The organism is Hymenobacter bucti, assembly GCF_042681145.1.
GTDB classification, from domain to species: domain Bacteria; phylum Bacteroidota; class Bacteroidia; order Cytophagales; family Hymenobacteraceae; genus Hymenobacter; species Hymenobacter bucti.
The window spans coordinates 313,170-333,955 of the sequence record NZ_JBHUFD010000005.1 but is presented as its reverse complement, the minus strand read 5'-3'; the positions used below and the strand labels follow the sequence as shown (position 1 = coordinate 333,955).

Sequence of the window (20,786 nt, the reverse complement as noted above, 5' to 3'; positions counted from 1 at the left end):
CCGGCAGCACTACCAGCCGGCTAGTCACCTGAGCGCCGGCTGGCCCAGGCCTCCGCGGCTAGCCTCAGAACCGCGATTGGACGGTGACATACTCGTTGGCTTCGCGGGCGAGACAGTCTGCCAATTGCTTGGAGTAGGTAACGGCCTGCTCTTTTCCGTACATCTTTTCCAGAAAAGCATTGATGCTGTAATTCATCTTGGGTATTCGTGGGTCCATGATGAATAGGTAGGTATATGTCCCGTCGGCGTCAGGGCGCGTAGCGTTGAGCACCCGCGTTTGCCGAAAGGCGCGCTGGTCGGCGGGACTAAGTTTGCGGGCCATTGGCCAGAACTGCTCGCTGCAAAAGCGCTCGAACTGCGCCCGTTTATCCGCTTTTACATGGTTCATAATCACCCAAACAGTATCGCCCGTGGCCGCTCGCGGCGCTTGTTGCGCCTGGCTCACAGCGGGTAGCAGTAGGCAACTGATACCTAAGAGATACCAACGAAGAAAAGTAGCCATAGCCTGCTATGTTGCTGTGAGTAAAAGCCTGCTCCGGGCGTGGTAAAAGCTAGGCCCGGATGATGATTTTCATCACGCAAATAAAAATAAACATATTTATATGTTAATCATATTTCCGAAAAATTATTTGTCACCGGTGCTGGCGCTAGTAAATACGAATGCTTCGCTTGCCGCGCAAGCTGCAAGCGAAGCATTCGTGTTAGTCCATAACCCTACCCCTTACCGAAAGCTAGGGATGCGGAACTGTACGCCGAGCGACGGAATGAACGTGGCGCCGCTCAGCGAAGTCGTGCTGCCATCGACCAGCGTGTAGCTGCCGTAGTTCTGGTAATACACGCTCAGCGCAGGCACGAAATACACGTATTTGTAGCCGACCTTGACGTTGAGAAACAGGCCGTAGGACGAGTAATTGCGGCTCTGGGTGGGCAGGTCGGGCAGCCGGACGGTGCCGGCGCTGTTGTATAAGTTGCTGGGCGTGAAGCCGTAGTTGACCCACGAGTGCGCGTACACCGCGCCGTAGCTGATGGCCCCTGCGCTTTCCTCAGGCCCAAACGACTGGCTGATGGTAAGCGGAATCAGCAAATCGTGGCGCGTGGCCGAAAGGCCCAGCAGGTTGTTGAGGTCGTTGAGGAAGGCAATTTTGGGCAGGCCCGTGCGCTGAATGGCGTACTGCAAGCCCACGCTGGCGTAAGTGGTGCCGCCCGCCGCTCCGCGCTCGGGGTTTTCGATGGAGCCGGTGGGGCCCAGCAGCTGGTAGGCCGCATCGAAGACGTGCGAGCCAAACGCGTATTTGTAGCCCGCATCGAGGTGCGGCACGATGCCGTAGCGAATGCTGAAGTCGGCGGCCGGCTGCACAGGGTCGAGCAGGTAGGCTAGGGCAGCGGTTTGCACGTCGCTGACCGCGCTGGAATAGTTGACTTTTTCGCCATTGGCGGCCTGGTTGCCCAGCTGGCTGGCGGCGCTGCGCACGGCCGAGCCGGCTTTGTCGAGCGGGGCGGTGCCCACATTAAAGCCTTGGTTGTAAGCCACCCTGAACTCACCCTGGGGCGTGACCTTACCCGATGTGGTGATAGAGCGGGGAGCGGTGCATGCAGTGGCCGCCAATAGGAAAAGTGCCGTAAGGCGCGCAACGGAAGACCGGTAATTGCTGTTCATAAGATGCAGGGGTAGTCGAGGGAAACACTTCCGAAACGAAAACCGGGCCAATGCTAATACACGGGCGCTTAAAACGCCGCAGTTTTGTGCAATGGTCCACCCCCTCGGCCGTATCTTTGTACTCATTCTAAATACCTAAATTTCCTGTAATGCCCGAGATTATTTCGACGGATATCTGCATCATCGGGGCCGGGCCAGTGGGCCTGTTTGCCGTGTTCGAGGCCGGCCTGCTTAAGCTCCGCTGCCACGTGGTAGATGCCCTGCCGCAGCCCGGTGGCCAGCTCACCGAAATTTACCCAAAGAAGCCAATCTACGACATTCCGGGCTACCCCGAGGTGCTGGCGGGCGACCTGGTTGACAACCTGATGAAGCAAATCGAGCCCTTCCACCCCACCTTCACCCTAGGGGAGCGGGTCGAGCGGTTTGCGAAGCTCGACGACGGCTCGTTTCAGCTCTACACCACCGACGGCACCGAGATTCAGTGCAAGGCCGTGGCCATTGCGGGCGGCCTAGGTTCATTTGAGCCGCGCAAGCCGGCCGTGGAGAGTCTCGAGCGCTTTGAGGGCGGTAAAGGCGTGCACTACATGGTGCGCGACCCCGAGCATTTCCGTGGTAAAAAAATTGTGATTGCGGGCGGTGGCGACTCGGCCCTCGACTGGACCAACTTCCTCGCCAACGTGGCCGCTGATGTCACGCTCGTGCACCGCGGCACCACCTTCCGCGGCGCCGCCGACTCGGCCGAGAAAGTGCAGAAGCTGCACGAAGCCGGCAAAATCAAGCTCGTGCTGAGTTCCAACGTGACGCACCTGCACGGCGACGACACGCTGGAGCAAGTCACCATCACCGGCAATAACGGCGAGGCCGTGACGGTGCCGATTGACGCGTTCGTGCCCCTCTTCGGCCTTACTCCCAAGCTAGGGCCCATCGGCGAGTGGGGCCTGGCGCTCGATAACGATGCGGTGGTAGTCAATACCTTAGACTACAGCACCTCGCTACCCGGCGTGTACGCCATCGGCGACATCAACACATACCCGGGCAAGCTCAAGCTCATCCTCTGCGGCTTCCACGAGGCCGCGCTGATGTGCCAGGGCGCGTTCAAATACATTTACCCCGACAAAAAATACACCCTCAAGTACACGACCGTGAACGGGGCACCTAGCATGTGAATGAGCGAGTGAGTAAATGAGCGAATTGTCAGTCCGACAGCCTCATTCACTCACTCACTTCTTCACGCATTCACCAAATGGAAAACGACGTTCGCATTTATGTGGAAGAAGCGCCCGGCCAGCGGCGCGAGCTAGAAGCACCTACCGACATGGGCCTGAGCCTGATGGAGCTGCTGAAAGCCAACGAATATCCCATCCAAGCTACCTGCGGCGGCATGGCGCTGTGCGCCACCTGCCACGTGGAAGTGTTGGCCGGCCCGGCCCTGCCCGAGCCCAGCGACGATGAGTGGGCCATGCTCGACACGCTGCCCGTGCTGCACGAAACCAGTCGCCTCAGCTGCCAGATTCGCCTCACGCCCCGCGTGGACGGGCTGGTGGTGCGGCTGGCCGAGATAGCCTAGAGAACACCATAGAAGTTATTAAAAAAGGCCTTTCTACTGCTGGAAAGGCCTTTTTTAGGATTAACCCAACGTAGCGACCGCTCAGACGCGGCGCACGTTGATGGCGTTTACGCCTTTGCGACCTTCCTGAGTCTCAAACTCTACGCGGTCATTTTGCTGAATCTGGCCGCCGTTGAGGCCCGTGACGTGCACAAAGAATTCCTCACGGGTGCTGTCGTCGGTGATGAAGCCAAAACCTTTGGCCTCATTAAAGAATTTTACTGTTCCGGTTTTCATAACCTGGGGAAAAAGGAAAAAAATAACTGGCTGGCTCAGCAACAACTTGCGGGCAAGCGAGCACTGGGCCAGCCAGCTTGGGTCATACGGACCTAGGGAATTGGGGTTGAGCTTACTGGTGGTCGCGCCACTCGTACACCCACTTGGCCTGGATTTGCTCGAGGTGGCCCTCGGTAGATTGCTCGCGGGTGCCGGCAAAGTTGGGCAGCGTTAGTATCCACTCCAGCAGCTCGGTAAAGCGCACGCGGTAGATTTTGGCTTCCGTGAAGTCATCGCCATACTTCTCGTAGAGCGCGATGGCAACGTCTTCGTGGTCGGCCCACTCGATGGGCGGCTCGTAATGATTCACTGTGGTTGAGTTATGAGTTAAAAGTTAAAAGTTATGAGTTGGCTGGTTCGAGCAGAGTAGGCATTAAAAAGCCAACTCGTAACTCATAACTTTTAACTCATAACTCCCTATTAGTGCCCCAAAAAGTGCTGGGGCGGGATGGTGACGACTAGTTCGAGCTGCTCGTTGGGCAGCACGCACTGGCAAGCCAGGCGCGAGGTGAGGCGCGGCCGAATGGCCCGGTCGATGAAGTCTTCTTCCTTATCGGAAATCTCGGGCAGGTCGTCCATGCCTTTATCGACGTAGACGTGGCAGGTGCTGCAGCCGCACACGCCCCCGCAGTTGTGCTGGAGCTGAATACCGTTGTTGAGGGCCACGTCGAGCACCGACTCGCCGCTGGCGGCCACATGCGTCTGAGCAGGCTGGCCGTCCTGAAACTGAAAGATGATGGTGGAGGGTTGCAAAATAGTAGTGGGCCCCAGTGAGCCGGTTGAAAGTACAAAGTTAGGCAGGGCTAGCTGGGCGCGCCACACGGGCGGCCTCCGCCGCCTGAATGCTGAGCGTGAGTTGGGTATAAAGCGCTTGCCAGGCCGGGTGGGCCGCCAGCGCCGCCGCGTGCGCGGCCAGCGTGGGGGCGTCGTGGCGGGCGGCCGGGCCCGTTTGCACCGCAAACGGGCCTAGATGAGCACTTAGGGCCTTGTCCACGGTTTCGCGCACCAGCGGGGCTAAGAGATTAAAGTCGAGCTTCGCTTCGGCCAGCAGCTGGTGCGAAATGCCCAGCACGTGGTTGGTGAAGTTGCTGGCAAACACGGCGCCTAGGTGCAAGTGCAGCCGCTGCGCCGAGTCGAGCTGCGCCACGTGCAGGCTGAGGCTGCGGGCTAGGGCGAGCAGCGTGGTTTCGGCCGCGAGTTCGGGCGCTTCTACAAAAAGGGGCACGGCCGGCCAGTCGATAGTACGGCCGGGGCTGAACGTTTGGAGCGGATACAGCACGCCGCCGTGCACCTGCGGGGCGGCCGCAAACACGGCCACGGGCAGCGCGCCGGCCAGGTGCGCTACCAGTGCGCCAGTTGGCCAGGCCACGGCCGCCAGCAGCTCGGGCACGGCCGCCTCGGGCACGGCCAGTAGGTACACGTCGGCGGGTGGTAGCTGGGTCAAGGGTAGCACGAGCGCCGCGCAGCCGGGCGCCAGCGCGGCCAGCGCTAGTACGCTGGTGTGGGTGCGGCCCGCCACAAAAGCTAGCTCATGACCAGCGGCCACGAGTGCGGGCGCCAGCGCCGTGGCTACTCGCCCCGTTCCAAATAAGCCAATGCGCATGCGGGTAAACAAAAAAGCCGAACTGACCTAAGAAAATCTAGGAGCGTGGGCGGCTAGGTGCCTGGCCACCCACGAATTGAGAATAGAAGTACCGGTACACCCCTGGAAAGTTGGCCTTAGCGGAAAGATTGGCTCAAAAGCCGCCTTTGGCGAGCGGGGGGGCGCTACTTTGCTCAGCCGGTGAGCAAGTATACCAACTGGCTATGCGGACCGTTATTTCTTAACCCACCGCGTGGCCCTGCACAGACGGAGCGTTCGAGTTGCAGGGGTGGGCCCAGCCGCGCCAGAGAGCTGGAAGCCGCGAATACTGGGCTAGCCAGCCGGAATGAGGTATAGTTGGCTAGCCTACCCCGTCGCGCTGAGGTAGCGACAGCCCGTCAGCTCTTCACTGGCCTGCCACAAGCGGGCCGCCACCGCGGGGTCGTGGGAGTTATCATCGGAAGCCACTTGAGTCGGGTAGCCCCGCAGCTGCTGAAACCCATTCGGCCCGATGAACTCGCCGCCCTGGATGTCGGGCGCTAGCGCCGCGTACAGCAGGGGTAGGGCGCCTTGCGCCGCGGGTTGTAAAAAGAGGGATCCCAGGGGCCGAATCAGCGCCGGGAAATACTGGTCCAGGTTCGTTTTAGCTAGCCCTGGGTGCGCCGCTACCGACCGGGTACCGTGCCCCGCGGCGGCCAGCCGGCGCTGCAGCTCGTAGCCAAATACCAGGCAGGCCCGCTTGCTTTGGCCATAGGCCTTGCGTCGGCGGTAGCCCCGCTGGGCCTGCAAATCATCAAAATCCAGCTCGGCCCATTTGTAGGACAAGCTGCTGACGGAAACCACCCGGGAGCCGGGCGTTGCGGTGAGCCGCGGCAGCAACCGGCCGGTGAGGGCAAAGTGACCTAGGTAGTTGGTAGCCAGCTGATTTTCAAAGCCGTTCTCCGTTACCCGGTACGGCGGCATCATCACGCCGGCGTTGTTGAGGAGCAGGTCCAGCCGGTCGTGCTGCTGGCAGAATTGCTTCGCAAATTCCCGCACGCTGCGCAGGCTGCTTACGTCTAACGGCAGGCAGCTGACCTGGGCCGACGGACAGGCCCGGACTATCCGGGATTTGGCGGCTTCGGCCTTGCTCGCGTCCCGGCACGCCAGAATTACTACCACGTCCTTGCTGGCCAGGGCCAGGGCCGTTTCGTACCCTAGGCCGTTGTTGGCGCCCGTTACCACGGCCACTCTTCCCGGCTGAGGCGGCACTTGCGCTAGGCTCCATTTAGTGCGCATGGGGTAGTTAAAGAATCGTAAAGAGCTTGATGGCCGCCAGTTTTGAGGCCGGCGCGTAGTTAATCACCGCCGACTCGAATTTGGGTTTACCGAAAGGATGGTAGTTGTTGCCAAACCCAATGGGCTCTTTAGGAATACCCACGAAGTTTTGGTCCAGCTCGCCGTTCCCATTGGTGTCTTGAAAAATAGAAATGGCGTAGGCGCCGGGGGGCACGGCCAGCACCACCGTTTGGGTGCTTTTGTCGGTGGGCAGTGTTAGTTTTCGGTAGGGCGTTTTCAGCCAGCTGGCCTTGTCTTTATAGAGCGCCAGCACTACTTTGCCTTTGTTGGGCTCCACATTCAACACCTCGATGCGCAGCGCCGGCTGCTGCGCACACGCGGGGCTAGCCGAGAAGAAGGGGGCCAGCAGCAGCAAAAGCGTCGGCCAGAGGGTGCGGTGTTGCATAGTTCGGAATTTAGTATAAAGGCCAAGCCGAGCGGGGGCTCGTCGGTAGCGCCCACGCTACTACCGGCCCCGCAAAGGTGGCTCGCCCCAAGGGCTTTTCGGCGGTAGAAATCGTGCGCTTAGCCGGACAAACCGGGCGACAACGCCTTGCGGTAGTCAGTGGGCGTTTGGCGGGCTACCTGCTTAAACAGCCGGCCAAAGCAGGAGGGGTCGGCAAAGTTGAGCTTCGCCGCCACTTGGGCAATGTCCTCGCACGGTCCTGCAAAAGTATTTTGCTCCGCAAAATTACCAGCTCGTTGAGGTGTTGCTTGGGCGGTTTCTGGGTCAGCTGGCGCACGCAGCGGTTGAGGTAGTTTTCCGACACGGCCAGGGCGCTGGCGTAAAACGCCACTTCCCGGTGCGTAGCCACTTGCTCGTACACCAGCTCTTTGAAGCGCATCGTGATTTCCGACGGCCGGTCGGGCTGGCACAGCGTAGTGGCCGAGGCCTGGGCTATTTTTAGTACCATCGCCCGCAGCAGCACGGTTTGAATTTCCTCCGCGTGCGCCTGGTCCCCGGCCTGGCTGATGATAAGCTCGCAGCACTGGCCCAACCACGCCATGTCGGCCGGGGAAACCCCATGCCTAGGATAAACGTGAGCCGGTGCAGCAGTGCGCTGTCGGTAAAAATGCGCGGCAGCAGCGCGTTTCCAAATGGATGTAGCCCCCCTGCGTGCCTTCCGCAATGGATTTAATGGCGTTGAAGTGGCCTTCCCGCATGAAGAGCACGTCGTTGGCGTGCCAGCGTTTCATTGTCGACCCGCTGCTAGCCGCCGCCCGTCAGAAAAAGCAGCAAAAAGCTGTATTCAGCCTTGAAAAGCGGCGTTGGGAGCTTGATGCGCGCAACGGCCAACGACAGCGGGTATACCTAGACGGCGCCCTTCTGAAACGCAAAAGCATCGGCCGGGGAGTCCAGGTAGCGGTCCACAAACCGCTGAAGAGTAACCACATCGTAGTTTTTACGGCTCATGCGCGTGGCGTTGCGACCAGCGGTGGCCGTAGTCGCTGCCTGGGTCCACAGGTCGGCGCGAGCGGGGCAATCTCTTGACTATAAATGTGACCACGCAAAAACGCCGGCTGGCTTCTGCGCGTTGCAGAAAACCAGCCGGCGTCAGTTTTGCCGTTGAGCACTACCCTAGGCCACGGCCTGCGGGCGCGCGGCGCCCGCCCGGCCGGCGGCCGGCTTGGCCACCGGGGCAGCCTTGGCCGTGCGGCGCTGCCGAATGCTGATGCACAGGCCCAGGCCCATGAGCAGCGTGCCGCCCCACAGCAGGTTGATGAATGGCTTGGCAGTGGCTTTCAGCACGATATAGTCCTTGGCGGTGGTGCTCACGCCGAAGGTGAATTTGCCCTTCACCGGGTCAATTTGGTCGAGGGTGAGGCGCAAGCCGAGGTCCTCAACCTCATCGGGCACGCGGCCCACCTGGCGGTCGCGCAGCAAGAATATGGGGTGGGCGTGGTACTGCCGGCCCTTTTCGCCCGAAACTATGATGTCGGCCTGCAAGGCGATGTCGCCGGGCTGAAGCTTAACACCCGGCACCGCGTGCGCCTGCTCGATGGCCCGGAATACGGCGAAGTAGTCATTCAGAAAAATCGTGTCACCCACGGCCAGCTCGTGCGGGATGCTAGGGCTCCAGGGCTGCTCTTTGCGCGGGTCGGGGATGGAGGTGATATGCGAGTAAATATCGTGCCCTAGGTAGCGCTGCAACGCCGGCGAGGCCAGGATGCCGCCCATCTCCTCATTGACCTGGGCGCGGGGATAGAGCGTGAAAGACTCGTTGGTCTTTTTATCCTCGTAGTTGACGCGGTAATAGGTGTTTTCGGGAAGAATCTCAAGCGTATCGCCGGTCTTATAATACACCTTTTCCTCGCGCTTGATATCGCCGCGCGCCACGGCCTTATACTCATCGTCGGTGCGGTAGAGCAGCTGCGTGTTCACGTAGCCGGGCACGCCGGGCACGTCGAGGTACTGGCCGGTGTAGGTGACGTCGTAATTCTGCATCTTGATGGTTTCGTTGCGCAGCAGCAGGACGTTATCACTGTTTTCTTCCTCGCTCATCTTTTGGTTGATGAGCTGGCCGGTCACATTGCGCGAAAGCAGGTTATCGTAGCCCGACGAGCCCAGCATACCGAGGAGCATCAGGGCAATGCCAATGTGCGCCACGGCCCCGCCCGAGAGCGTGACGCCGCGCCGCCACAGCCCGAACAGTGTACCGAAATTGGCCAGCACGCCGAACAAACCCGCTGCCAGCAAAAGGGCGTAAGGCACCGTGATAGGATGGTCGAAGTAGCGGAGCAATAGCACCCCTAGGGCCGTGCCCAGCAGCGCCAGCATTACGGTGGGCGCAAAGGCGTTGATGACCGATTCCTTGTTGTTGCGCTGCCACCACATCACCTGCCCGATGCCCGAGAGCAGGGCAATCAGCACGCCGCTCCAGAGCTGGATGCGGGTATAAAACGCCACCTGGTCGGCGGGCAGTGCCATGTTGGCTTTGATGCCGAAGAAACCTAAGAAAGCTTTGTAAACCGGAATGCTGGTGGTGAATACCACCTGGAAAGCAGCCAAGCACAGCACCGTGGCGCCCACAAACACCCACATCTCGGGGCTGTAAGCGTCGAGCTCCTTGTCCGAAACCGGAATGCTTTTCCAGCGATTTACCAGCAGCGTAATGGCCAGCACCGTGAAGAAGCCCAGGTAAATGAGCAGCTGCCCCGACAAGCCTAGGTCGGTAAACGAGTGCACTGAGGCCGCACCCAGCACGCCGCTGCGGGTGAGGAAGGTAGCGTAGAGAATGAGCACGAACGTGGCCACCACCAGCACAAAGGCGGTGCGCAAGCCCGTGCGGCGCTTTTGCCACAGCATCATGCCGTGCAGCGCCGCGATGAGCACCAGCCAAGGCACGAAAATGGCGTTTTCAACGGGGTCCCAGTTCCAGTAACCGCCGAAGTTCAGCGTCTCGTAGGCCCAGTAGGCACCCATCATAATGCCTACGCCCAGCACTGCGCCGCCGAAGGAGGTCCACGGCAAGGCCGGCTTTACCCAAGTAGTTAGCTCTTTTTTCCAGAGACCCGCAATGGCAAAGGCAAACGGCACCAGCGTGAGCGCGAAGCCCAGGAACAGCGTGGGCGGGTGAATCACCATCCAGTAGTTCTGGAGCAGGGCGTTGAGGCCGTTACCGTCCTTGGGCACGAAGTCGGGCTGGGTTTTCCAGACCGGCAGGTCGGTCAGGAAGTCGCGCAGCAGAATGAAAGGCGACGAGCCAATCTTGGTGCCACCCACCACGACGCCCAAAATCATGCTGACCAGGAACGCCTGCACGGCCGCGAACACGGCGAGCACCGGCGCTTCCCACTGACGGTTGAACTTCATGATACCCAGGCCGATGAGCACGTGCCAGAATATCCAGAGCAAGAAGCTGCCTTCCTGACCTTCCCAAAAACAGGAAATCATGAAGTGCACCGGCAGGTGGTTGGAGGAGTGCGCCCAGGCGTAGTAGTACTCGTAGCGGTGCGCGTGGATGATGTTGAACAGCGCGCCCACCACTAGGAGCACGGCCGCGCCGTGCACGAAGAAGGCCCCCCGCGCCAGCCGCAGCCAGTTGGCATCGGCCTCGCCGAGCGCCCGGCCCCGCGCCGCCTGAAAGTAGCCGTAGGCCGCTACCGCCGCCGCCACGAAGGCCACGATGACGCTGGCCTGGCCGAGATTTCCGATAAATAAATTCACTGGCTAATGCTATTTTTTGGCAAAGGTACCGCCTAGGGCGCCGGGGTGCTAAGCGGCGGCAGCGGGTGGGTATAGGTTGAACCGTGGGCCGGGCGGCAGGTTATGCCCGCCGCCACTTGCCGCGGGCCTGCGGCTAGCCAGGGCTGGGCGTAAAGCCGCCCCTAGGTGCGTCGCTGGGCTGATTAGTAAGGCTTATGGTGCGCAGCAGGTTCCCGGTTTGCGGATTCGGGAGGCGGAATGTTAAATAAGATTGGCGCGGGTAGTGGCCTCTACTATTTTGGTCGGCTACCTGGGGCTTGCCGGCTAGAAAACAGCTGAAACAGTGCGCCCGTCATGCGGAGCCAGCCGAAGCATCTAGCGTGGCAGAGTAACCCTAGGCGTTAGAGTTTACTTAACCACGCGAGATGCTTCGAGCAGCTCCGCATGACGGGCGTAAGTAGGCAATTGCTTAACTATTTGGTGGTGTTCATGGCCGTGGCGGGCGGAGCATTTTTACCGAGGTCCTTCTCCACGTACTTGCTCGGGCACTTGGTCAGAATTTGGTCGGCGACGAAGATATTATTCTTCATGGCGCCCACTATCACAACCTGCTCCGACTTGTCGAGGTCGGGCGGGGCGGGGTTGTGATACACCACACGCTGGGCCACGTTGAGGGTATCGACCAGCGTGAAGGCGAAGTAGTTGGGGTCACGGCGGGCGTCGTATTCCAGCCCTAGGGGCTGCTTCGAGGCATCGCGGGGCAACGTGCCCACCACGTGCACCTTGTTGGGGTTGCCGGCCGCCGCTTGCTCGCGCGCCTCGGCAAACGTGACGTAGGAGCTGGCGCCCGACATGGTGCTGATGATAACTCCCACCGCCGCGGCGATGATGAGCAACACGAAAATGTGCGTTTTCTTCATGAGGTTATAAGAACAGATTTTCGACCTAGGGGGTGCCCGGACTTAGCGGTTTTCTACTTCTTTTTCGAGGCGGCTTACTTTGCCATCGAGGCGCACCAGGTACACCAGCAAACCCACCACGATGATGACGAGTACCAGCACCACCACGTAGATTTTGCCGCTGGCCCGCAGGGCGTCGGCCATTTCGGGCTGCCCGGCGGGCGCCTGGGCAAAAGCCACGCTGGCTAAAAGCAGCAGCGGCATTAGCAGGGCCACGGCCCGGCTAAGCCAGTTGTTTTTCTTGTTTTTCATAAATCTTCTCTTGCACAAACGACAGGCGGCAAGCTACTTCCGTAATCCACACGCCCAGCAGCGTCCAGCCAATTACGGCCGGGTAAAATACCAGCCGCATGGCGCTGTCCAGGTCGTATTTGCTGAAGCCGGGGTTGCCACCCATGCCGGGGTGCAACGACGCCTCGGCCAACCTAGGCATGATGAACAACAGCGGAATGGCCGCCGAGAATGCAAAAATATTATAGATGGCCGATAGGCGCGCGCGCTGCTGCTCATCATTCACGGAGCCGCGCAGCACGAGGTAGGCAGCGTAGATGAGCATGGTCACGGCCGCGCCGTTGAGCTTCACGTCGGTGGTCCACCAGGTGCCCCAGGTGTAGCGCGCCCACAGGCTGCCGGTCAGCAGCCCCAGCACCCCCAGCAGGATGCCCGTCTTGGCCGATTCGTGGGCCAGGATGTCGAGCCGCGGGCTAGGGTTGCGCAGGTAGCGGATAGAGTTGATGACCGAGGCCAGCAGGATAATCGTCATGCCGAACCACATTGGTACGTGGAAGTACAGGTTGCGCTCGGTCTCGTTGAGAATGGCCAGGCGCGGCACGTGGCCCAGAAAGCCCATGACCACTGTGTACAGCAGCAGGGCGATGGCAAGGTATTTCCACCACTTCATAGTCAGTTATTGCGTATCGGTTAGTAATTCGGTTGGGCGGCGGCCTACCACGCCGTAGAGCGGGTCGCCGCCTTTGGGGCGGTGGGCAAATACTTCGGTCGGGCCAAAGTTGGCCGCCGCGAAGTACTGCTGCACTAGCGCTACGTGGCCGTTGTCATCCAGCACTTGCCAGGCGTACACGGCTTTGTCGGGAAAGCAGCGGTTGGAGAATGTGACGACCAGCGGGGCGCCCGGCCGCAGCACCCGAGCCAGCTCTGCAAACACATCGGCCGGGCGCGTGAGGTACTGCACCGATACGCAGATGCCCGCCCCGTCGAACTCGGCGTCGCCGTAGGGGAGGTGGGGCTGCGCGTTCAGGTCCTGCACCAAGTGCTCGGTGAGGCGCGGGTTTTGGGCTAGCTCGCGGGCATTCATGCCCAAGCCGGCCACGCGGGCGTAGGGCACTTCGGCGGGCAAGTGGCTCACCCAGCTGCTCATGAGGTCGAGCACGGCCCCACCGGCCGGCAAAAACTGCCGGTACAGCTGCGTCACGGCCGCCACCGCCCCGGCGTCGATGTGCGTCACCAGCCGCTCGAAGCGGTAAAACTCCGGGTCGGGCGCTTCATCGCGGCGGGCAAAAGCTTGCGGGGGAAGTTCGTTTAACATAGAACAATTGGCATTGAGCAATTAATAACGAGCAGGTTGCAGTCACCAATTATCAACTCGTCATTAAGCTGATAATTGATAATTGCTCACTGATAATTGACCTAGGTGCGCCACAAGAATGGGAATAATACATAGGACACCGCCCCCACGATAAAGTTCAAGGCAACGAGCGTGAGCATGGGGCCCTGGCTGACATCCCAGGGCAAGCCGTCGAGGGCGTTCTTGCTGACTTTGACCACAATAAGCAACACGGGTATTAGCACCGGTAGGCCCAGCACGGCCAGCAGCGTGCCGCCGCCGCTCTGCCCCGCCCGCGCCGCAATGGCCGAAACCAGCGTGAGCGACGAAGCCAGGCTGATGGCGCCCACGGCCACGTTGGCCGCGAACAGGCCCCAGCTCTGCACCGGGTTGCCGAGCAGTAGGGTGTACAGCAGCAAGCCCGGTCCGGCCAAGGCCAGCAGCAGCAGCGCGTTGTAGGTTATTTTGGCCAGGATAACGGCCTCGGGCCGCGCCACCGTGTAGTAGTACAGGCGTAGCCCAGCCGGTTCCTGCCCCAGCCCGCGCCCCGCCGCCCCTAGGGCCGCAAACAAGAGGATAATCCAGAAGAGCGCATTCCAGGCCGGGGCCGGGGGCAGGCCGCCGCGCAGCGTAAAGCTGAGGTAGCTCACGTACACGGTGCCGCCCACGTAGAGCAACAGGCCCGCCAGCGCCGTGCGTTGGCGCCACTCCAAGCGCAGGTCTTTTAGCAATAAATGCCAGATTTCAGCGGGTAGCGACACGCCGCAAAGATACGGCCTAGGGCGGGGCCAGGGTACTGCGTAAGATGGCCCCGCCAAAAGCAAAAAAGCTGCGGCCAGGCGGCCGCAGCTTTGGGTAGCAGTACCTAGGGCCGGTTACTGGTGCGCCACGCGCAGCACCTGCGATTGCCCGCCCTGCTCAATGTTGAGGAAGTAGATGCCCGCTGGCAATTGCCCCACCTCGGGCACGGTGCGCGTGCTGGTACCCACGGCGGCCGTAGTAGTAGTGTGGCGCAAAACCCGACCTAGGGCATCGCGTAGGGTTAGCTGCATGGGGCCAGCTTGGCGCGTGTTCAGCGTCAGGGTCAGGGCGTCGCCGAAGGGCACGGGCGCGGCCTCGGCCGTGAAAACGCTGTTGACGGCATTGCGCACGGCCAGCACGCGGTTTTCGGTTAGCTGAATGTCATCAACGAACAGCGCGAACCGGTCGGGGGCGCTGATGGCGTGAAAACCAATGTAATAGACGCCGTCGGCGGTGGGCGTGATGGCCGTTACCTGGCTGGTGGTAGTGGCCGCATAGGTGTCATTCACGAGGGCTTTGGAGCTGAACAGCTGGGCGGTCTGGCCGGCGGGCGTGGCGGTATTGCCATACTTCACCTCCAGGCTCTCGGCAAAGTCGGGGTCGCCGACCGCGTAGCTAAATTGAAGCTGGTAGGTGTAGCCCGCCTTGAGAGTGAGGCCGGGCGTAAAAAACCAGTCGTCGGCGCCCGTGGTGGCGCTGGCATCGTTGTAGAAGTATGCCAGCGAGTTAGGCAGCGATTTGCCGTAGTCGTAGGTCACTTCCCAGGTATATCTGTCGGAATTGGCATCCAGCACCCGCGCGCTGCACGGCAAGGTGCCGGCCGCAAGGGCGTCGAAGTTTTCGACGTAAGGAAACGTGCCGACTACCACCGGCGCGGCAGCGCAGGGCGTCGAAAAAGCAGCGTAGCTGCTCAGGAAGCTTTGGTCGTTGGCACCACAGCGGGCGGCCACGTACACATCGTAGCCGTTGCCGGGCGTGAGGCCAGTGAGGGTATAGCTCGTAGTGGTGGTTGTCACGGCGGTGCCGCCCGCGGTGGGGTCAAACAGCTGCGGGCCGTACACCAGCGTGTAGCCCGTGCCATTGCTCGGGGCCGTGAAGGTGACGGTAGCCGAAGTCGAGGTAATATTGCTGACCACCAAGTTGCTAGGCGACAGGCACGTGGGCGCCGTGAAGCGGTACGTGCGCCCCGCCTCGGGCAGCACCGTCGACCGAATGTTGTGGGCCGTGGGCAAAAAGCCGGTCATGGGCACCGGGTAATCGGCGTTTTGAGCCATGGATGTTGACCAAGCGCTGGCCGAGGCTTTCTGCACGGTCAGGAGCTGGCCGTTGGCCGAGCTGCTGCCCTTGAGGCCCACGGCCACGGTGCGAATAGCATCGGTGGTGCCCGCCGTGGCCGGGCCGTACACGAACTCTATCTGGTTGCTGCCCTCGTAAAGCTTAGCTTGAAAGGAGAGGTTGGCATACTGCGTGGTGATGGTCGAAGCCTTATCAGCCACGTTTTTCCACTGAATGGTGCAGATGCGGCTGCCCGCGGCCCCGGTGGTGGCCACGCGGTACTCGGTAGGAGCGGTGGCGCCCGCCGTTAGGTCCGTATTAAAGGGCAGAATCAGGTTGGCGTCGGTCGCGGAGTTTAGCGGGCCGCCGGTCGTGGCCTGCGGGCTGCTGTAGAAATACGGCGCCACCGGCGCCGTGGCGCCCAGCTTGAGGTAGCCATTGGTATTTAGCACAAACTGGGTAAACGCCGTGCCGTTGTAAGTAAAGGTGAAGCCGATGCTCTGCGCCGCCGAGTTGGCATCGTCGGTGTTAGCCGTGGCGATGGCCGCGCCCGTAGCGCCTAGGTCGGTGTAAGTGCCCACCGAGTTGTAGGCCGCGTTGGAGGGGTAGGCAAACGTTTGGGCACGGGCGGCCGTGAGGCTGCTCACGGCCAGCAAAGCCGCCAGGCCCAAGCGGCGCCAGGAGATAGTTGGGTAGAGATAGGTCATTAGAAGAGCGGGGGCAAGTAAAATGTCAGCTAAAAATAACCCAAAAAAGACAGGTTTCTACTATATTCTCCAGAAGCTGCTCGAATTACCTAGGCCAAAGCTTCTGAACACTGCCCAACACCACGAGTAGCGGCCTACGAAGCGGATTCCCTGCGGCATAGGAATAGGCTTGCCTAGCAGTGGTTGCTTGCAAAAGCTTTACATTGGCCCTGAGTATACGGTGCGGTAGCGACGAGCTTTGGCCGGGGCTTACCCACGCAAAAACGCCCCGACCTAGCAGGCCGGGGCGTTTTTGCGTGGGTAATAGCCTAGGGTAGCCGGCCGTTAAAAATCGTGGCCGAGCGTGAGGTAAGGCTTGGGCTTGGTGCGCACGCTGTTTTCTTCGCCCCAGGCGATGTCAAACTTGGTGTAGAAGCCCAGCATGGTGGTGCGCACGCCCACGCCGTAGCCTATCAGCAGCGGGTTGCGGTAGTTGATAACCGTGCCCGAGAAGAAGGTGTTGTTCTTGAAATTCACCGTGTTGTTAGAGTTGCTTTCGCTAAACGGGTTGCCGCCCGAGTAGGCGGTGCCCGCATCCACGAAGCCGATGAACTCTAGGTTGCGGAAGAAACCCGAGTAGATGGGCCGCCGCGAGAGGTACTGCACAATCGGGAAGCGCAACTCACTGTTGAACAATACGTAGCTGCGGCCGGTGCGCCGGCTCAGGTCGAAGCCGCGCAGGTTGGTCACGAACTGCTGGTTGAAGACGGAGGTTGGGTCGGGCAGGGGCGTCAGCAGCTGCTGGTCGTTGTACTTCTGAAACAGCCAGTTGTCCATGCCCCCTAGGCGGAAGGTCTGGAGGTTGGGCCCGAAGAAGCTGCCGAAGCTGGCGCGGTTGGCCCAAACCAACTGGCGATGCAGCTTCTGGTAGTGGCGCAGGTCGATGTAGAACTTACCAAAATCGCCCGACGAGTTGCCCGCCTGCCGCTGCTGTAAGATGCCCACTTTCAGGCGGGTACCCAGCAGCATGTTCACGCCCGTCGAGCGCGAGTTATCAAACACCAGCTCCGCATTGTAGCCGAAGTAGTTGGCGTGGGTATCTAGCTCAGCATTAGTGTTGCCGGTCTGAGTCCGCGACACAGTTTCGAAAAGCGGACCCCCGCGCACGCTCAGGTTGTGGGTGAGAGGGTAGGCCACGGTGGGGGCCACGCGGTGGCGGCCGTAACGCGTGACGCCGATGTTGCTGTACTGGGTATTGAAGAAATACGCCTGCTTCTGGTAGCTGATGCCCCAATCGACGCGGTGCGTCACGTTGGTGTACGACAAGCTGATATTGCTGGTCCGCAGGTCGAGCTGCCCAAACAGGTTGGCCTGAATGCGCTGGTTTTCAAACGCATCTGACAAGTTGGCTTGCAGTGACACCCCGAAGCCCACCAGCGGGTCCACCGCGATGCCCGTCAGCAGGTTGTCGGCCATGAAGCGGGTGTCGTAGCGGTAGGGTCCGGCCAGGGCCGACGTGGCGGTTTTCGTAGCCAGGGGCGCCACGCCCGTTTTGGTGCCGCGCCGCGGCCGCACCGGGATGGCCGGGTCGTCGTCCTCCTCAAACTGGTAGTTGTTGGTATTGACGACGTTGCTGCCCCGGCGCTTGGCCGCCGATTGGGGCACGCCGTTGTTGGGGTCGGCGGGCACGGGGGCGGGGGTAGGCGTCGTTGCTATGGGCGCGGTGCTCGGCGTCGCGTCGGTAGCGGGCGTAGGGGCCGGGGCGGCGGGCTTCGCGGGCGCCGGAGCGGGCTGCGAGCGGGCTTCCAGGGTTTGCTGGCGGGCCGTCTTGCCTAGGAATATCTCGGAGGGCAGCTCAAACTTGGGGTACACGTAGAGCAGGTCGCGGGCCTGCACCTGCGGCACAAAAGCCAGCGCCTGGCTACCTAGGTTGTAGTCAAAGTCCTGAATATTAGACGAGAAATTAGTGACCGGCTGGCGCTTGCCCGTGCTCAGCGAGTAGCGGTAGATGCTGCGAATACCGCTCTCCTCGCCTAGGTACAGAATCTCGTCGTTGGAAATCGGCCGGGGCCGCGACTCGTTCGAGATGGTGCTCACCAGCGTTTCGGTGGGCTTGGCCCGCCCGTCGAGGTGGTGGATAAATAGGTCGTAGTTGTTCACCACGTTGGGGAACGACGCGGGCCGCGCCCGGCCCGTCGAGTCGAGGTAGCGGTTGGAGCTGAACACGATGGCCTGCCCGCCCGGCATGAATACCGCCTGCTGGTCGTCGAAGAGGTCGTCGGTCAGCTTCTCGGGCTGCCGGCTGCCGGCTTTCAGCAGGTAAATATCGTTCTGCCCGTTTTTAATTGCGCTGAAGACCAACGACTTGCCATCGGGCGAGTAATTAAGGTCCAGCACCTGGTCGTAGGTATCAAAAATGCTGGCCGGCCGGCTGATGCGGATGGCGCCGCGCAGCCGCGCCGCAATGCCGTCGCCGGTGGCATCGTGCAGGCGCAGAGCCATCTTGCCGCGGCTTATTTCGGCCACCGCCACTTGGGTGTTGCCGCGCCAGGCCAGGGCGGGCAGGCGACCTTCAATTTGCTGCTCGGGCGTTTTGTAGCCGTTGTGCAGCAGCACGTGGCGGTGCGAGCCGTCGCGGTTGGCTACCACCACCCGGAAGCGGCCCTGGTCGTTCACGGCGTAGGCCACGCGCTGGCCGTCGGGGCTCAGCACGGGCTGCGAAAACAGCTCCAGGCCCCGCCGATTGCGCGAGCTGCGCCGCGCCGCGTCGGCCGGCTGCCCTAGGGCCGCGATGGCTGGCTGGGTGTTCAGCGTGCGGTAATAATTGACCCAGTTGCGCAGAAATATCTTGAACGGCACGTTCAGCGACGAACTGATGCCGACCTCCACATCGCGGGTGATGCGGGTGAGGTTCAGAATATTCTGCACCGCGCCGTAGCCGTAGCGCTCGGCCACGTAGTTCCAAATGCTTTGGCCGGCCAGCTTAGGGTTGCGTACAAAGAAAGGTGCCGTGCGGTTGCCGGTGGGGTACTGCTGCACCATGTCGCGCATGTAGCCGTCCATCTCCACGCTCCAGCCCTCGGCCGCGTAGACCGAGGCGCCGCCCACAAACCAGTCGGGCAGCTGCAAGAGGTAGTTGCTCTGCAGCACTTCGCGCAGCGAGCCACCGTACATCATGTCGTTGAGCAGCACCTGCGTTATCTGCATACTCATCTCCCGCTTGAAATCGGTTTGGCGGCCGCCGAAGGCGATTTCAACCTTGCTCATGCGGGCCAGCTGGGCCTCGCCGCCGTTCACGGTATTGGGTGAGGGTAGACCGATGTTGCTCTGGCGCAGGTCGCTCACCGAGTTGTAGAGCATCAGCGTGGTCTTGCTGTATGGGTAGTACCCCACCAGCGCCGTGATGCGCTGAAGCTCCTGCTCAGCGTACTCGGCGGCGCGGCGGGCACTGGCCTCTCCCCCGCCGTAGAAGTACACGTTAAAATTCTGGGTCGAATAAAACTGCCAGTCGAGCTTCTTGTACTGAATGCGCACCTGGCCAAACGGTTCCTGTGCCAATTGCGCCTGGGCGGTGGGCCCGCCCAGCAGTACCAGCGCCCCCGCCGCGGCGGCAGTGGCCCACCCGCGCGGCCCCTTCTGTAAAATGCCGGAAGTGGCCCGGCGGCCATTGAGGAAAAATTTCACGGCAAATTAATCAGGGGTAAAACGGGAGAGAAGTCGCAAGCCAAGTAGTCGCTATCCTAACGAAGAGATGCGCGGCTTATTTTCTGGTAAATCAGCAGGGTATAATTTGTAATAACGCGCCACGTCGGCCTCGGGCCACAGCTCGCCCTGGCCGCCCAGGTGGTCGGCCAGCAGCGCGGCCAGCCTAGGGGCCAGCGACACGCCCTTCGAGCCGAAGCCGCCGCACACGCTCAGCCACGGCAGCGCGGGGTGACGGCCCAGCAGTGGGCGGCGGTCGCGCACGGCGGGTCGGGTGCCGCGCCGCAGCCCCAGCACCCGGTAGGGCAGGGGCGTGAGGCCGGCGAGGCGCTCGGTCAGTTCGCTTTCACCCTCACTAGACCCGGCCGGCGCAAATGGCGGCCACCGGTAGGTAGCCCCCACCCGAAACCGCCCCGGCCCGTCGGGCACCACGTAGGCGCCCCGATTGAGCGCCTGGGCGGCCGTCAGGCCCGGTACTTCCACGTTCAGCACCTCGCCCTGGTTGGGGGTGAGGGGCAGCCAGGCAAAGTACGGGCAGTCGAGCGCCGCCGCGCCCTGGCAGCAGACCACGTGCCGGGCCACGAGGCGCCCCGGCGCGTAGCTGGCGCCCGCCGCGTCGCTAACCAGGGCTTCCCAGTGAAAAGTTTCTTCGCGCAGCCAGCCCTCGGCGCGGCCCTGCTGGGCCAGGGCCGTCAGTAGCTCGGCCACCCGCACGTAGCCGCCGCCGCGCAGCCACGCGCCGCCGTGCGGCGCCAGCAGTCCCGCCTGCGCGATGGGCTCGGTATCGATGGCCGCTACGAAGCCCGCCCAGGGCTCGGCCGCGGCGCGGGCCACCATCTGCTGCTGCTCCTGCGCCGAGCCAAATACTTTAAGAATAGGCGCTTCAACCAAAAAATTCGCGCCCAATTCGCGGCCTAGGTCCTGGTAATAGGCCACGGCGTAGGGCAGCGTGTCGAGGGCGCGCCAGGTGAGGGCGAACCGCTTGCCGGCTACGGGGTTCATGAGGCCGGCCGCCACGCGCGAGGCCGAGTCGGGCCGCGGCTCGTCGTAGACGAGCACGCGGTGGCCGCGGCCGCGCAGCTCGCGCGCCAGCATCGCGCCCGCCAGCCCGTGGCCGATGAGCAGGTAATCGTAGAGGTCGAAATCCGTCTGCATTCTGTTAGGCAAGATACGCGCGGCGCGGGGAGGAGCCGGTTGGCGGCGGCGAAGAGTGA

The 20,786-nt window shown here is 61.7% G+C and carries 20 protein-coding genes; 2 read left to right on the top strand and 18 right to left on the bottom strand.

Annotated elements, in window-relative coordinates; translation table 11 throughout:
* Positions 1–64 precede the first annotated feature (64 nt).
* Positions 65–502 carry a hypothetical protein gene (locus ACFSDX_RS13520; RefSeq protein ID WP_382314367.1) on the bottom strand — a complete coding sequence of 146 codons (438 nt, stop codon included), beginning with the start codon at positions 500–502 and terminating at the stop codon, positions 65–67.
* Positions 503–721: 219 nt separating this feature from the next.
* A complete protein-coding gene (locus ACFSDX_RS13515; RefSeq protein ID WP_382314365.1) occupies positions 722–1,657 on the bottom strand; it encodes a hypothetical protein in 936 nt (311 codons plus the stop codon).
* Between the two features lie 158 nt (positions 1,658–1,815).
* Here ACFSDX_RS13515 and ACFSDX_RS13510 point away from each other — a divergent pair, with 158 nt between their 5' ends.
* Positions 1,816–2,823 (top strand): NAD(P)/FAD-dependent oxidoreductase, encoded by a 1,008-nt coding sequence (locus ACFSDX_RS13510; RefSeq protein WP_382315467.1) that lies wholly within the window; start codon positions 1,816–1,818, stop codon positions 2,821–2,823.
* A 77-nt stretch (positions 2,824–2,900) separates the two neighbouring features.
* Positions 2,901–3,224, top strand: coding sequence for a 2Fe-2S iron-sulfur cluster-binding protein (locus tag ACFSDX_RS13505; protein WP_382314363.1), 324 nt, complete (start codon positions 2,901–2,903; stop codon positions 3,222–3,224).
* An 81-nt stretch (positions 3,225–3,305) separates the two neighbouring features.
* Here ACFSDX_RS13505 and ACFSDX_RS13500 read toward each other — a convergent pair whose 3' ends face one another.
* The 16 genes from ACFSDX_RS13500 to ACFSDX_RS13425 all read right to left on the bottom strand — a co-directional run bounded on the left by ACFSDX_RS13500 (position 3,306) and on the right by ACFSDX_RS13425 (position 20,727).
* Positions 3,306–3,500, bottom strand: a complete 195-nt coding sequence (locus ACFSDX_RS13500) for a cold-shock protein (protein ID WP_382314361.1) — start codon at positions 3,498–3,500, stop codon at positions 3,306–3,308.
* 112 nt (positions 3,501–3,612) lie between these two features.
* Positions 3,613–3,849 (bottom strand): Fe-S cluster assembly protein IscX, encoded by a 237-nt coding sequence (iscX, locus tag ACFSDX_RS13495; RefSeq protein WP_382314359.1) that lies wholly within the window; start codon positions 3,847–3,849, stop codon positions 3,613–3,615.
* 110 nt (positions 3,850–3,959) lie between these two features.
* Complete coding sequence (locus ACFSDX_RS13490) at positions 3,960–4,292, bottom strand: 2Fe-2S iron-sulfur cluster-binding protein (RefSeq protein WP_382314357.1); 333 nt, start codon at positions 4,290–4,292, stop codon at positions 3,960–3,962.
* Between the two features lie 40 nt (positions 4,293–4,332).
* Positions 4,333–5,142 (bottom strand): Rossmann-like and DUF2520 domain-containing protein, encoded by an 810-nt coding sequence (locus ACFSDX_RS13485; protein WP_382314356.1) that lies wholly within the window; start codon positions 5,140–5,142, stop codon positions 4,333–4,335.
* Positions 5,143–5,487: 345 nt separating this feature from the next.
* Positions 5,488–6,399 carry an oxidoreductase gene (locus ACFSDX_RS13480; RefSeq protein ID WP_382314354.1) on the bottom strand — a complete coding sequence of 304 codons (912 nt, stop codon included), beginning with the start codon at positions 6,397–6,399 and terminating at the stop codon, positions 5,488–5,490.
* 7 nt (positions 6,400–6,406) lie between these two features.
* The gene (locus tag ACFSDX_RS13475; protein WP_382314352.1) at positions 6,407–6,844 is read right to left on the bottom strand and encodes a DUF2141 domain-containing protein; all 438 of its coding nucleotides are present in this window, start codon (positions 6,842–6,844) and stop codon (positions 6,407–6,409) included.
* Positions 6,845–7,019: 175 nt separating this feature from the next.
* Positions 7,020–7,445: a helix-turn-helix domain-containing protein gene (locus ACFSDX_RS13470; RefSeq protein WP_382314350.1), complete on the bottom strand. Its 426-nt coding sequence runs from the start codon at positions 7,443–7,445 to the stop codon at positions 7,020–7,022.
* Positions 7,446–8,017: 572 nt separating this feature from the next.
* Positions 8,018–10,606: a cytochrome c biogenesis protein CcsA gene (ccsA, locus tag ACFSDX_RS13465; protein ID WP_382314348.1), complete on the bottom strand. Its 2,589-nt coding sequence runs from the start codon at positions 10,604–10,606 to the stop codon at positions 8,018–8,020.
* A 452-nt stretch (positions 10,607–11,058) separates the two neighbouring features.
* Positions 11,059–11,505 carry a cytochrome c maturation protein CcmE domain-containing protein gene (locus ACFSDX_RS13460; RefSeq protein WP_382314346.1) on the bottom strand — a complete coding sequence of 149 codons (447 nt, stop codon included), beginning with the start codon at positions 11,503–11,505 and terminating at the stop codon, positions 11,059–11,061.
* Positions 11,506–11,547: 42 nt separating this feature from the next.
* Positions 11,548–11,796 carry a CcmD family protein gene (locus tag ACFSDX_RS13455; protein ID WP_382314344.1) on the bottom strand — a complete coding sequence of 83 codons (249 nt, stop codon included), beginning with the start codon at positions 11,794–11,796 and terminating at the stop codon, positions 11,548–11,550.
* Positions 11,768–12,451 (bottom strand): cytochrome c biogenesis protein CcsA, encoded by a 684-nt coding sequence (gene ccsA, locus ACFSDX_RS13450; RefSeq protein WP_382315465.1) that lies wholly within the window; start codon positions 12,449–12,451, stop codon positions 11,768–11,770. The genes ACFSDX_RS13455 and ccsA (ACFSDX_RS13450) overlap by 29 nt, the downstream gene beginning before the upstream one ends.
* Positions 12,452–13,090, bottom strand: coding sequence for a methyltransferase domain-containing protein (locus ACFSDX_RS13445; RefSeq protein ID WP_382314342.1), 639 nt, complete (start codon positions 13,088–13,090; stop codon positions 12,452–12,454).
* A gap of 101 nt (positions 13,091–13,191) precedes the next feature.
* Positions 13,192–13,869 carry a heme exporter protein CcmB gene (locus ACFSDX_RS13440; RefSeq protein WP_382314340.1) on the bottom strand — a complete coding sequence of 226 codons (678 nt, stop codon included), beginning with the start codon at positions 13,867–13,869 and terminating at the stop codon, positions 13,192–13,194.
* A 114-nt stretch (positions 13,870–13,983) separates the two neighbouring features.
* Positions 13,984–15,891, bottom strand: coding sequence for a fibronectin type III domain-containing protein (locus ACFSDX_RS13435; protein WP_382314338.1), 1,908 nt, complete (start codon positions 15,889–15,891; stop codon positions 13,984–13,986).
* Positions 15,892–16,215: 324 nt separating this feature from the next.
* Positions 16,216–19,554 carry a hypothetical protein gene (locus ACFSDX_RS13430; RefSeq protein ID WP_382314336.1) on the bottom strand — a complete coding sequence of 1,113 codons (3,339 nt, stop codon included), beginning with the start codon at positions 19,552–19,554 and terminating at the stop codon, positions 16,216–16,218.
* Positions 19,555–19,605: 51 nt separating this feature from the next.
* Positions 19,606–20,727 (bottom strand): NAD(P)/FAD-dependent oxidoreductase, encoded by a 1,122-nt coding sequence (locus ACFSDX_RS13425; RefSeq protein ID WP_382314334.1) that lies wholly within the window; start codon positions 20,725–20,727, stop codon positions 19,606–19,608.
* Positions 20,728–20,786 lie beyond the last annotated feature (59 nt).